Origin of the sequence: Salibacterium qingdaonense (genome assembly GCF_900114715.1) — a bacterium.
Lineage (GTDB): Bacteria > Bacillota > Bacilli > Bacillales > Marinococcaceae > Salibacterium > Salibacterium qingdaonense.
This window is the reverse complement of the sequence record NZ_FOTY01000002.1, coordinates 209246-222741: the sequence shown is the minus strand read 5'-3', so window position 1 is coordinate 222741 and position 13496 is coordinate 209246. Positions and strand designations below refer to the sequence as shown.

Sequence of the window (13496 nt, the reverse complement as noted above, 5' to 3'; positions counted from 1 at the left end):
CCGCAGGACATTCGTGCTGTCCTCCGCCTGTTTTACTTTTGTCCCAGCTTCTTTTTATTCCCCGGTTGAAAAAAGGCTGCATGATTTTACATTAATAATAGGGAGAAATCATCAGATAAACGACGACACCGGTAATACTGACATACAACCATAACGGCATGGTGACTCTGGCTATTTTCCGGTGGCGGGCTTTCTGATATTTGATCCCCCTTAAAAAGGTCACAACGGCAAGTGGTACGATCACAATGGCCAATAGAATATGAGTAATCAAAATGAAGTAATAGATATACGCAAGCAGCCCTGTTCCACCATAAGCTGTGGATTCCGCAAGAAAATGATACGTAAGATACGTTCCCAGAAACAGAAACGTCGTCGTAAAAGCTCCATAAATAAAACGACGATGCATTTTTATATTTTTCCGCAGAATGAAAAACAGGGCAACCAAAAGAAATACAGTCGTGAAACTGTTCAAAACAGCATTTATAAGCGGCAGAATCGTCAGATCAAATCCCACTTCCCCTTGATACCCGTCCATAAAAAACAGTACAGTAATCAGTCCATTAATGACTACCGTTAACGTAACAGCAATCCAAGTATTACTGCGGTCTTTCTTTGATTTTTCGGGATAAGCAGTATTTTCTGCCATGGCTCATCCTCCTTTTTTCATTGTACATCCATTATACAGCACAAAGTCCGTCTGCCTATGGTGCTTCTATAACAATCAAGTGAACGAAAACTGCTCCTCTTAAAATGAAGAGGAGCAGTTCTGTTCCATCAATATTTTGTTACACCAAGCAGCAGGATCAAAGCAATCACCGCTGGTGTAGAAACCACAATCCCTGTGAGCATAAAGGCATTGGGCCATTCGTGGTCCTTATCTTTCAGATGCATGAAATAGAACAACTGCAGTGCAAACTGTACAACCGCCAAAAGAAGAATAAAAGGAACGGTAAAACCTGGAGCAATCATTTCCATTGCGACTGCTATAAAAGCAAGCAGTGTTAAAAAGATCATACATGCAAACGCCGTTATCTGTATTTTTCGTTCGCGGTTTATTTTCAACAATTCTTCATGCGTCAAGGCACTTTTGTCAAACGGCTTAGACATTTCATCGGACATGTATTACGCACCTCCTATAGCCATTAGATACACAACCGTGAAAATAAAGACCCATACGACATCGATAAAGTGCCAGTATAAGCTCGCCAGGTAAAATTTAGGCGCATTTGTCAACGTAATTCCGGTACGGCTGTATCGTATCATTAGTGTGATAAACCAGAACAGACCAAATGTTACGTGAGCTCCGTGCAGACCCACCAGGGAATAAAAGGAAGATCCAAACGCACTGGTCGTAAATCCAAGTCCACCGTGATGGACATACTCGTAAAACTCGTATATTTCAAAACCGAGAAAAGCAAAGCCCAAAAGCACAGTGACACCAGTGAGTACCATCATGTTCTTAAAGTTGTTTTTCTTCATGGAGTACATAGCCAGAACACTGGTCAACGAACTGGTCAAAAGCAGCATTGTCATAATAAAGACGAGCGGAAGCGAGAACAGTTCTGAGGCTGACGGTCCGCCCGCCGTGCCGTCACGAAGGCCGAGAAACGTTCCGAAAAACGTAGCAAACATAATGGTTTCCCCGCCTAGAAAAACCCAGAATCCCAGAAATTTGTTTTTACCCTCTAGTGTTGCTTTCTCGGGGTTTGGAGGGAGGCCTTTGCTTACATCAACGGAATCAGACATATCAGCTTACCTCCTTTTCGATTTTTTTGATCTTATCAAGAGGTATATGATAACCATGATCTTCATGTATCGAGTGAAGCAGCATAGAGCCGAAGGTTATAATAACACCTGCTCCTATGACTATCCATTCCGGAATGAGCGGATTCTCCATCTGCATCATAATCATGCCAAATCCCCAGACAAACAGCCCCAGACCTATGGTAAGCGGCAGAATAGATCCATTCGGCATGTGGATCTCATCCATTGGTTCAGCCGGTTTCATCGTGCCGTCCCCATGCACTTTTTCATAAAACCATGGATCAAGGGAACGCACCTGCGGTGTCTGAGCGAAATTGTATTCAGGCACCGGTGTTGTTGTAGCCCATTCCAGCGTACGTGCATCCCACGGATCACGTACTGTAACCCGTTTAGACGTATAAGCGGAATATACCACATTAATCAACAGTACAATGATGGCAGCTCCCATCATAAAAGCACCGATACTGGAAACAAGGTTCATGGTTTCCATACCCTGGCCATCGAGATACGTGAATACACGTCTGGGCATTCCTATAAGACCGAGAATGTGCTGAATGAAAAATGTCAGGTGGAACCCGACATAAAACATCCAGAACATGAGCTGCCCGAGTTTCTCGTTCAACTTATGTCCAAACATTTTCGGATACCAGTAAAATGTACCGGCAAGAAGACCGAGGGCAATACCTCCAACAACGATGTAATGGAAGTGTGCGACAACAAAGTATGTGTCGTGATACAAATAATCCACTGGAACCATCGCCAGCATAACACCTGTTACTCCGCCGAGCACAAACGTCGGTACGAAAGAGGAAGCACAAAGCATTGCTGTGTTAAATATTATCTTCCCGCCCCACATTGTAAAGAGCCAGTTAAATATTTTAATTCCGGTTGGAACACCAATAGCCATCGTTGCAATCGCAAATACAGAATTGGTAATCGGTCCTATGCCGACGGTGAACATATGGTGGACCCACACCATGAAGGAAAGAAATGCGATAATAAGCGTAGCAAATACCATGGCGGTATACCCAAACAATCGTTTTTTCGAAAAGGCCGGAATGACCTCTGAAATAATCCCAAAAGCCGGCAGCACAAGAATATATACTTCAGGATGTCCGAAAATCCAGAAGATATGCTGCCACAGAACAGGATTCCCCCCGCTTCCAGGGTTGAAATACTGTGCTCCAAAAATTCTATCCAGCATCAAAAGCGCCAGTCCCGCTGCAAGCGGCGTAAAAGCAAAGACAATAAGAATTGATGTTACAAGACCAGTCCAGCAGAAAAGCGGAAGTCTCATCATCGTCATGCCCGGCGCGCGCATATTGATAATCGTAACGATAAAGTTGATGGCTGATACAAGTGTACCAAGACCGCTGATCTGCAGTCCCAGAACATAAAAGTCCAGGCCTAGATCGCCGTATTCTCCGCTCGACAGGGGAACATACGCTGTCCACCCCGCGTCCGGAGCACCACCGAAAAACCAGCTGACACTTACGAGCAGTCCACCGAAAAAGAAAATCCAGAAACCTAGAGCGTTCACAAACGGAAACGCAACGTCTCTTGCTCCGATCTGAAGCGGAATCACAAAGTTCATAAATGCAAATATCAGTGGAGTGACAGCCAGAAAGAGCATGATAGTTCCATGCATCGTAACAAATTCATTAAATGTCTGACCGCTGAGAAACGTGTTCTCTGCCGACATAAGCTGAATACGCATAAATATGGCCATAAGGCCGGCTTTCAAAAAAAATAAGGCGCCGGCTATTAAATACAGTACAGCGAGTTTTTTATGGTCCACAGTTGTCAACCAGTCCCATAATACACTTTTATTCGTGTTGGTAGCAGTAGCTGTTGCCACGTCATTAACCTCCCTTTTCATTACTGATTCATATTTTCTTCTGCACTAAGGGATTGAAGGTACTGAACGATAGCGTTCATATCTTCATCATTCATATCCGGAAAGGCCGGCATATTATTTCCCTGCTTGATATCACCTGGATGACGAATCCAATCCTCGAGGTTTTCATCTGTAGGTTCGAGGATATTGGCAATTTTTTCACGGTCTCCGAAGTTGGATAACGTCGGTCCCTGGCCGGTGCCCTGTCCATCGACTGCGTGACAGGTTATACAGCCTTGATCTTCAAAAGCCTGTCTGCCGTTTGATGCAGCGGATGCCCCTTCACCGGAATCGTTATCTGACGTTTCCTGTTCTGATCCACTTTCTTCGGACGACTGCCCGCCGGAAGCATTTCCTGAGGCCATTTCTGCTTCCCAGGCTTCATACTCTTCCGGTTCCATTGCAATGACTTTAAAGTCCATCAATGCGTGTGACGGGCCGCACAATTCGGCACATTTCCCCTTATATACACCGGGTTCGTTTGCTTCCAGCCACATGGTGTTTTCCACACCCGGAATGGTGTCGATTTTTCCTCCAAGAGCTGGAACCCAGAAGGAGTGGATAACGTCACTGGCGGTTAAATTAAACCAGACTTTTTCATTTGTCGGGATATACACTTCATTGCCCGCCGAAAATCCGTCCGGATAGTCAAACTGCCACCAGAACTGGTGCCCTGTAACATCAATAACGAGGGCATCTTCTCCTTGAGGAGACTCTTCTGAAGAACTTTCACCGTTCCCGGAGTCCCCTCCTTCTCCGCTTTGTTCTTCATCACCGGATTCTTCCCCACTGGAGCCGGCGGCTTCCGGCACTTCTTCGGCCATATAATATGTACCCCAGATAGTCGGAACAGCGAGTATGGCAAGCAGAATTACAGGTATGATCGTCCACGTAAGTTCAAGTGCTTTACTGCCCTCCACCTGCTTTGGAAGTTCCTCATCACCCGGTTTTTTCCGAAATTTAAATACAGCAATAAAGTAGAGAACAAATACAACAATCACGACCAGTGCCATGACATACAGGCTTAAAATCATGTTGTCGAGAATCCATTCTGCCTGCGGCCCGTAAGGATCGAGCGCAGACAATCTTTCTTCCCCGCACCCGGCAAGCAGCATAAATACCGCTGTCAGCGGGAGAAGACGCAGTAATCCCAGATGTCTTTTCATCGAATCATCAAACCTCTCTTTCCAATGAAGTAAGAAATACCAAATTTATTTACTCATCTACAGCAGCATGCAGTGAACTGCCGGTAGTATTTCACATATGAACAACAGCCATAACTATAAATAATATCGTCATATATGGAAAGGAATAAACAAACATATAACGGGCCCATCCTGTGTTATTTTTCAGGAAAAAGCCTGCAGCTCCCGGAATCAGCCACCCGGCCCCAAGACAGGCGGCTGTTAACGTATAAACGCTTCCAAATTCACGCAAAAAAAGAGTAACTGCAAGAAGCACTGCAGCGTACAGAACAATCTGCCGTTTCACTACAGCGTCCCCGGCTTGGGCCGGAAGAACCGGTATGCCTGCGGCCCGGTATTCTTCCGCACGCTGTATGGCAAGCGCGAGAAAATGAGGCGGATACCACATAAACAGTATACAAAAAAGCAGCCATGAATGAGAGTGCAGGGCCGGATCTACCGCGCCCCAGCCAATTAGCGGAGCTGCCGCGACGGCTATCCCCCCAGCTGCGGCATGAAGTGTCGAAACCCTTTTCAGCCAAAGAGTGTAAATCACTATATAAACGACAAGTCCGGCTGCCGCTGCTACAGCGGATACAGGCTCCACAGATCCCAATATCATAATGCCCAGGGCTGCCTGCATCAAACCCGAGGTTAACATTCGTGCCGGTTTTATTCTTCCCGCTGCGGCCGGTCTATGTTTCGTCCGTTTCATAACCGCGTCCAGATCCCGGTCAAGGTAGTTATTTAACATGAAGCTTCCGGCAGCAGTCAGTCCTGCACCGGCCAGCGTCAGAATCAGAATGTGCAGGTTCTGCAGAAGAGGGAAGTCCGAGTAGCTCGAAGCAATAACCATTGATGCAGCAACAAAAACCAGGTAAAAGCACACTGCCGGGATTCCGGCTGCACTTGCATAGTCCCTCCACAAAGAAGGATGCGTTTGTTCTGAATAACCTTTTTTGCTGTCAGCTGCGTGCGGAACCGCATTGAATTCATCCAAACCTTTCACCCCCTTATCATCCGGCGGCCTGGAACAATACGAGCCCGAAGCAGACAACCTGTTGCAGCGCACTTTAAGTCATGGACCACTAATAATCAAATTGTACCATATACCCGCTTTCTTAGAGAATCGAAATTCTGCTTTTTCCCCCAATAGTATACCACAGCTGATGCAGATTACAGCCACCGGGATTTCATTAGTTTAAAAAGTTTCACACGATGGTCACATTTTATAATGTTTGCAAATTGTTCACCCCGCTGAAATTGACTTTTTTCACGCGTTTTCATTACGATGATAATGTACGATTGATAAGTGGAATCCATCCGTCAAATGACGGGGAGGTGTATATGTTGAATAAAGGTTTGAAGACATTTGGTATTGTAACATCAATCGGTATGCTGATTGTCCTCCTGCAGGGAGCGCTTGTTACAAAGACCGGATCTGCTGAAGGATGCGGGGCAACATGGCCCCTTTGTTACGGTCAGCTTATCCCCGAATCATCCGCAAAAGAAACAATTATAGAATACTCACACCGCGCGTGGTCGGGGTTAATGGGAATGTTTGTATTTATTTTAGCAGTATGGTCCTGGAAAAAACTAAGTCATTTGCGGGAAACCAAATTTCTGGCGTTAATGGCTGTACTATTTATACTTTTCCAGGGCTTTATGGGGGCCGGCGCTGTGATATGGGGCAACAATGACATTGTTCTGGCCCTTCACTTTGGAATATCGACCATTTCCTTTGCTGCGGTGGCTCTGCTTACTGTTCTTGCTTTTGAAGATGGAAAATCAAGCGTCACCAACGTACAGGTTTCCAAGGCATACCGCAATTATTTATTCGGGGTGCTCGTATACAGTTATCTCGTTATTTACACCGGAGCTTACGTGAAACATACGGGCGCAACACATGTCTGCAATGGTTTTCCGCTTTGTAACGGCAGCTTTATACCTGACATGGGAAGTGGACTGGCTTACCAACTCAGCATTCAGATGATCCACCGGGCTGCAGCTATGGTGCTTGCAGTACTATTTCTTGTACTGTTAATCTGGACAATCCGCCGCTTCCGCAGGTATCCTGTCCTCTTTTTTGGAAGCATTGCTGTCTTTTTGCTTGTGCTCGTCCAGGCAGGAGCCGGAATTTCGATTCTTTTCGTTGATTCGTATCTGCCACCCGCTCTCGTCCACTCCCTGACTATTACCGTTTTATTCACCATTCTTTCCTACATGGGAATGGTCATTACCAGAAGAAACGGCTATTAACCACTCCACTATACGCATATTTGTAAAAAGGGCCGGCTGTCTCATGCAGCCGGCCCTTTTCGGTTCCTTTTAGAAAAAGTCATAGATAAAAGGGGATTCTGGTGTAACAGCGGCATCAAGTAATGCGGCTGTTTCCCGGGAGCCTTTGATTTTACCCATACGCCCTGCGGCAGACACAGAAATATAGCCTAGAAAAACAGCAGCTGCAGTATTTATATCCATCTTCAAGCTATCTTCTGATCCGCCGCTTGGGAAGTGCTCCACTTCTTGTCCGGAGCCATCCTTACGTACAGTGAACACCCCATTGTTCCAAGAAGCACCGGGATCCTTTATTTGAAACGTTATTTCCTGTCCTTCTTCCAACTGAAAAGGATATAATTGCAGAAAGTGTTTCATATCGACAATACGAGCCATAAAATAACTTTCCCGCTTTTCTTCAATCGATGAATCCGGGAGCATGAAACGACTTGGGTCCTGAACTGCCGGTTTCATTTCTGCTTCTTCAATCATGGAATCGTGGTTAGCAGTAAACCGCCAAAGCTGTTCCCTTGCTTCTTCATCCAGTGCTATAAATTCATGGACTTTCATATGATTATTTTTAATTTGATAAATCATATAGCCTTTATCTTCCCCGGCATCGTTCGAAAAAACGGCAATCTGTCCTTTTTTCTTTTTCAGCACCGTATACCGCCACCATGTTTCATCCCGGTTAATCATTCCGTTATAACACGTTGCAAACGACTGATAGATGCGTTGAAGTGTCGGCCATTCGGCAGGTGGGATCCGTCTGATCTTCCCTGTAATGATTTCTTCTCTATTCGGAAGCTGTTCTTTTTTGATTTTCCACGTGACTGCATCGGCAAACAGCTCCCAGCCGAATTTACGGTAAAACGGAATGGAGAAAGGATACAAAAAGGATACCACCTGACCTCGGCTTTTCATGTCTTCCAGAGCGGAATCAAGCAGCTTTCGAACAAGACCGTTCCGTCTTGATTCCGGCCATGTTGCAACACCTGATATTCCACCCATGGGCATAAGAGTCCCACCTATATATACTTCCATCGGTAAAATGGTGAGTTTGGACATAAGCCTGCCATCTTCTTCAGCAACCCATGTATTTTCCGGTTTCATAATCCGCTCATGATTCTTTTTTTCATCCTTGGTGAATTCGAACTGAAAAGCAAATTGGTCCAGTTCGAGACTCTGACGCATCTGGGAGGCATTCATTTTTCTGATTTTCATACGTTCCTGTCTCCTTTGAACATTTCAATGGCTTGTTGTGCTGCAGTCTTATGGGTGACATCGGGCAGTGGATAATCATGTCCCGGCAGGCATGCTGCTTTTTCCGCCGCAGCGTCGTCCATTTTCCATGGCTCATGAATGAAGCGCACCGGGACATGGTTCAACTCCGGTACATGGGTTTTGATATAGATACCATCCGGATCAAATCTTTTGCTTTGACGCACAGGAGAAAAAACACGAAAATACGGTGCCGCATCACTGCCTGTTGAAGCAGTCCACTGCCATCCTCCGGCGTTGGATGATGGATCATAATCTATAAGTTGTCTGCGAAAATAATCCTCCCCAAGTTTCCAGTCTATATGATAGTCCTTTACGAGAAAAGAAGCTGCCGCCATTCTTCCCCGATTGTGAAGCCATCCTTCCGAATTCAATTGTCTCATCGCAGCATCTACAAATGGAAAACCAGTCATGCCATTTTTCCATCTCTCCCACTGGTTTTCTTGATACTCCCACTGCATATTTCGATATTTTTCGTTCATTTCCTTCTTTTTCAGATCGGGAAAATGCGCGTGAATCATATTGTAGAAATCTCTCCAGGCCAGTTCGGCCAGGTATTTTTGTGCCGCAGAGCTCCCTTGTTCCACATACGGCTCCAAAGCGCTGTAAATGGTGCGGACCGACAGTCTTCCCGTTTTAATTAACGGAGAAAGCCGGCTGGTCGCTTCTTCAGCTGGAATATCCCGGCTGTTTTCATAATTGGAGAGGTCTTCGTGGATGAACGTATTCATCTTTTGAATAGCTTCGGATTCAGATATAGGCGAAGCTTCCCTATTCATTGCTGCATCAAAGGTATCCATTTCCTGAAGTGCTCGTTCATGGGTATCCTGAAGATCAGGATCCGCCTGCCGCTGTTGAAACCGTTCCAGACAGCAAGGGTATGGACGAGGCTTGGGAAGCATCTGCCACGCTCTGAAATAAGGGGTGAATATCTTATACGGAGATCCATCTTTTTTCATGACATCCCCGGAGTGGTGAAAATGAGCATCAGGATAGGCATAGGTCTGCACCCCGTTTTCGTGCAGGTAATCCTGAATAGCTTTGTCCCGTTCTGCTTCCCAAGCTGCTTCATCTTCATTGAAGTATACAGCGGACAATTCAGGAACGGCAGAAAGCAGGGTCTGAAACGGGCGGCTGCCGTAGATAAAATGAAGAGTAATTCCTTTCTCCCTGCATTCTCGTTCAAATGCTCTCACCTGCTGAAAAAAGTAGTGATGATGCAGACATTTTTCTTCAAGAAATACCGGATCTACATGATAGAAAGCAAACCAGTCCGCCTTCTTATCATACTCCAGTTCATTTTCCAGAGCATACATAGCGTAATTGTCTGTTAAACGCAGATCTCTTCTGAACCATAGAGCATTCATATCTTTTATAACTCCTTTAACCGGTCGATGTATTATGCTGTTTTTCATCTACATCTTATTCCCCGTTTCAGCTGACAAATAACTGAGAAAACCGAGCTTTTCCGGAAAAAAGATCCCGAAATTAATTTCGGGATCTTTAGAGGGAAAAGCTGTACCTGTTCTTTTATTTCTCCAGGTAAATCAGCAGATCACCAGTCTCAATCGTGTCTCCGTCTGTAACGTACACATTTTTAATTTCAGCATCAAACGGGGCTTGAACAGTCGTTTCCATCTTCATTGCTTCTGTAATCATAAGATGGTCGCCTTTTTTCACTTTTTCCCCTTTACCCACTAGTTTTTTCACTACCGTACCAGGCATTGATGCACCGATCTGATTCTCGTCTGATTTATCCACCTTCGGACGTTCGGCGCCTGTTGTGTCTGCATTTTGATCCTTTATCATGACTTCACGGGGCTGGCCGTTCAGTTCAAAGTAAACGATACGGTTGCCGTCATCGTGCGGCCTTGAAATAGAAATGAGTTTTACAATCAAGGTTTTTCCCTGCTCGATTTCTACTTCGATCTCCTCACCAAGACGCAGCCCGTAAAAGAACGTCGGCGTATCAAGTACCGAAACGTCGCCGAACTGCTGGCGGAATTTCTCGAAGTCCATGTACACCTTCGGATAAAGGGCGTACGAAATCATGTCATGGCTCGTTACCTGCCGGTCCAGTTTATGGTACAGGTCTTCTTTGATTTCATTGAAGTTTACCGGCTCCATGTTTTCACCCGGGCGGTTGGTAATCGGCTGACGGCCTTTCAAAATGATACGCTGCAGTTCTTTTGGAAAGCCTTGATACGGCTGGCCGAGGTAACCCTGGAACAGTTCCACCACGGAATCCGGGAAGTCAAGGTTCTCTCCTTTTTCGTAAATATCATCTTCTGTCAGGTCATTTTGAACCATATACAGCGCCATGTCTCCAACCACCTTGGAAGAAGGTGTTACTTTGACAATATCCCCGAACATATCGTTCACACGGCGGTACATTTTCTTCACTTCATTCCAGCGGCCCTGCAGCCCGACGGCTTTCGCCTGCTGCTGGAGATTGCTGTACTGGCCGCCGGGCATTTCGTGTTCATACACTTCTGTGTGAGGTGCGTTCATGCCGCTTTCAAATCCTTGATAATACTTACGGGTATAGTCCCAGTACTGACTCAGTTCTTCCAGTGCCTTGATATCCACCTGCGGCTGGCGCGGACTTCCTTTCAACGCATAATACAGGCTGTTGGCACTAGGCTGTGATGTAAGCCCGGCCATCGAACTAACTGCCACGTCCACAACATCGACACCGGCTTCAATGGCCCGGGCATAGGAGAAGATTCCGTTGCCGCTTGTGTCATGTGTGTGGAGATGAATCGGGATATCAATCGTCTCTTTGAGTTCTGAGATCAGCTGATAAGCAGCTTCCGGTTTCAGGAGACCGGCCATGTCTTTAATGCCGAGCATGTGGGCACCGGCTTGTTCAAGCTCTTTCGCAAGCCCTTTATAATATTTCAGATCATACTTGTCCCGTTTAGGCTCAAGAATATCACCGGTGTAGCACATCGCCGCTTCAGCAATCTTATTCTGCTCCCGTACTTCGTTAATAGTCAGGCGCATGCCTTCCACCCAGTTAAGAGAATCAAATATCCGGAACACATCGATACCGGCCGTTGCAGATTTTTCAACAAATTCCCTGATGACATTGTCCGGGTAGTTTTTGTAGCCGACCGCATTGGACGAACGCAGAAGCATCTGCATAAGAACGTTCGGCATTTTTTCGCGGAGAGTCAGGAGCCGCTCCCATGGATCTTCGTGCAGAAAACGCATGGCTACATCGAATGTTGCGCCGCCCCACATTTCCTCGGAAAAAAGGTTCGGAAGCAGGCGTGCCGTAGGTTCTGCTGCTTTTTGCAGATCGTTCGTGCGGAAACGTGTAGCCAGAAGCGACTGGTGCGCATCACGGAATGTCGTATCAGTCAGAAGAACCTCTTTCTGATTTTTTACCCAATCCGCAAGTCCTTCAGGTCCCTTTTGATCCAGAATCTGCTTTGCCCCTTCCGGAAACGGTTCGCTCTTTTTGATTTCAGGCAGTTCAGGTTGTTCAAATACCGGCTTTTTCGCATCTTCAAGGCCCGGATAACCGTTTACAATGGTCTCTCCGATAAAGGAAAGCATCTTCGTTCCACGGTCTTTTCGTTTCGGGAAGACGAATAATTCCGGAGCAGAGTCGATGAAGGACGTGTCATAGGTCCCGGCCAGAAACTGTTCATGCTGCACGACGTTTTCAAGAAACGCGATGTTTGTTTTAATACCCCGGATTCGGAATTCGCGGAGGTTACGCAGCATCTTCGCCGCAGCACCTTCAAAATTAAGGGCCCACGTTGATACCTTCACAAGAAGTGAATCATAGTGCGGGGTGATCACAGCTCCCTGAAAACCGTTTCCGGCATCAAGGCGCACACCGAAACCACCGCTTGAACGGTAGGCGTTAATCCGTCCTGTATCAGGAAGGAAGTTGTTTGCCGGATCTTCCGTGGTGACACGGGATTGTATAGCGTACCCGTGGGTGCGGATATCTTTTTGGCGGGGGATAGCAAGTTCCTCTCCGTGAAGGGACTTCCCGGCCGCAATATAAAGCTGGGACTGAACAATGTCCACGCCGGTAACCAATTCCGTAATCGTATGCTCCACCTGTACCCGCGGGTTTACTTCAATGAAGAAAAATTCTTCTTTTTCGTTAACAAGAAACTCCACTGTACCTGCATTGTAGTAATTGATGTTTTCGGCGAGTTTTACAGCTGCGGCACTGATATTCTCCCGCAGTTCTTCACTGAGCGCGACACTCGGTGCAACTTCCACCACTTTTTGGTGGCGGCGCTGTACGGAACAATCCCGCTCATAAAGGTGAACAATATTGCCATCGTGGTCACCAAGAATCTGAACTTCAATATGCTTTGGATTTTCAATAAATTTTTCGACGTAGACGATATCGCTGCCAAAAGCTGATTTCGCTTCAGATTTCGCGCGGTCATACGAGTCTTCAAGCGCTTCCCCGCTGCGGACAATTCTCATTCCTCGTCCGCCTCCGCCGAGAGATGCTTTGATAATAAACGGGTAGCCGTGCTTGTCGGCAAACTGTTTTACTTCGTCCAGCCCTGATACAGGACCGTCGCTTCCCGGGATTACCGGTATTCCAGCTTCAATCGCGGTCTCTCTTGCACGCACTTTATCTCCAAACATATGAAGATGTTCTGTGCCGGGGCCGATAAATATAATGCCCTCTTCTTTACACCGCTCGGCAAACTCAAGATTTTCTGACAGAAAACCGTAGCCGGGGTGGATAGCGTCAACGTTCGTCGCCTTCGCTGTCTCTATGATACTTTCAATATCAAGATAGGCATCAATCGGCTTTTGTCCTTCCCCGACAAGATAAGCTTCATCTGCTTTATAACGGTGAAATGCACCGGTATCTTCCTGTGAATAAACAGCAACCGTGCGGATATGTAATTCAGTGCACGCACGGAAGATTCTGATGGCTATTTCACCCCGGTTGGCTACCATTACCTTTTGAATATTTCCCAGGCCGTTCATCAAATTCCTCCTTGGTAAAGTTACTCTCCATTATTTACATCATGATGGAGATCTTTTTCAATCAGACAATTCTAAATATACTTTATCATAACACTTTCAGCAGATCTGTCAAA

At 46.2% G+C, this 13496-nt stretch carries 10 protein-coding genes; 1 reads left to right on the top strand and 9 read right to left on the bottom strand.

Features of this window, described 5'->3' with window-relative positions; genetic code table 11:
- Positions 1-91: 91 nt before the first annotated feature.
- From BM058_RS02725 to cyoE, 6 genes are all read right to left on the bottom strand, one after another.
- Complete coding sequence (locus BM058_RS02725; protein ID WP_090925493.1) at positions 92-646, bottom strand: DUF420 domain-containing protein; 555 nt, start codon at positions 644-646, stop codon at positions 92-94.
- A gap of 128 nt (positions 647-774) precedes the next feature.
- Positions 775-1119 carry a cytochrome C oxidase subunit IV family protein gene (locus tag BM058_RS02720; RefSeq protein ID WP_090925492.1) on the bottom strand — a complete coding sequence of 115 codons (345 nt, stop codon included), beginning with the start codon at positions 1117-1119 and terminating at the stop codon, positions 775-777.
- Between the two features lie 3 nt (positions 1120-1122).
- Positions 1123-1746 (bottom strand): cytochrome (ubi)quinol oxidase subunit III, encoded by a 624-nt coding sequence (locus BM058_RS02715; protein ID WP_090925491.1) that lies wholly within the window; start codon positions 1744-1746, stop codon positions 1123-1125.
- A 1-nt stretch (position 1747) separates the two neighbouring features.
- The gene (gene ctaD / locus BM058_RS02710) at positions 1748-3622 is read right to left on the bottom strand and encodes a cytochrome c oxidase subunit I (protein ID WP_245736798.1); all 1875 of its coding nucleotides are present in this window, start codon (positions 3620-3622) and stop codon (positions 1748-1750) included.
- Positions 3623-3642: 20 nt separating this feature from the next.
- On the bottom strand, positions 3643-4827 hold the full coding sequence (coxB, locus tag BM058_RS02705) for a cytochrome c oxidase subunit II (RefSeq protein WP_090925489.1): 1185 nt from the start codon (positions 4825-4827) through the stop codon (positions 3643-3645).
- A gap of 91 nt (positions 4828-4918) precedes the next feature.
- A complete protein-coding gene (cyoE, locus tag BM058_RS02700) occupies positions 4919-5845 on the bottom strand; it encodes a heme o synthase (RefSeq protein WP_090925488.1) in 927 nt (308 codons plus the stop codon).
- 347 nt (positions 5846-6192) lie between these two features.
- On the opposite strand from cyoE, the gene BM058_RS02695 reads away from it, so the two are divergent.
- Positions 6193-7104 carry a COX15/CtaA family protein gene (locus BM058_RS02695; protein WP_322787868.1) on the top strand — a complete coding sequence of 304 codons (912 nt, stop codon included), beginning with the start codon at positions 6193-6195 and terminating at the stop codon, positions 7102-7104.
- A 69-nt stretch (positions 7105-7173) separates the two neighbouring features.
- Here the strand turns inward: BM058_RS02695 and BM058_RS02690 are convergent, their stop codons facing one another.
- The 3 genes from BM058_RS02690 to pyc all read right to left on the bottom strand — a co-directional run bounded on the left by BM058_RS02690 (position 7174) and on the right by pyc (position 13383).
- Entirely contained in the window at positions 7174-8346 is a 1173-nt protein-coding gene (locus BM058_RS02690; protein WP_090925487.1) for a GNAT family N-acetyltransferase, read from the bottom strand.
- Positions 8343-9770, bottom strand: coding sequence for a cryptochrome/photolyase family protein (locus BM058_RS02685; protein WP_177195400.1), 1428 nt, complete (start codon positions 9768-9770; stop codon positions 8343-8345). Before BM058_RS02685 ends, BM058_RS02690 begins: the two co-directional genes overlap by 4 nt.
- Positions 9771-9933: 163 nt before the next feature.
- On the bottom strand, positions 9934-13383 hold the full coding sequence (pyc, locus tag BM058_RS02680) for a pyruvate carboxylase (RefSeq protein ID WP_090925485.1): 3450 nt from the start codon (positions 13381-13383) through the stop codon (positions 9934-9936).
- Positions 13384-13496 lie beyond the last annotated feature (113 nt).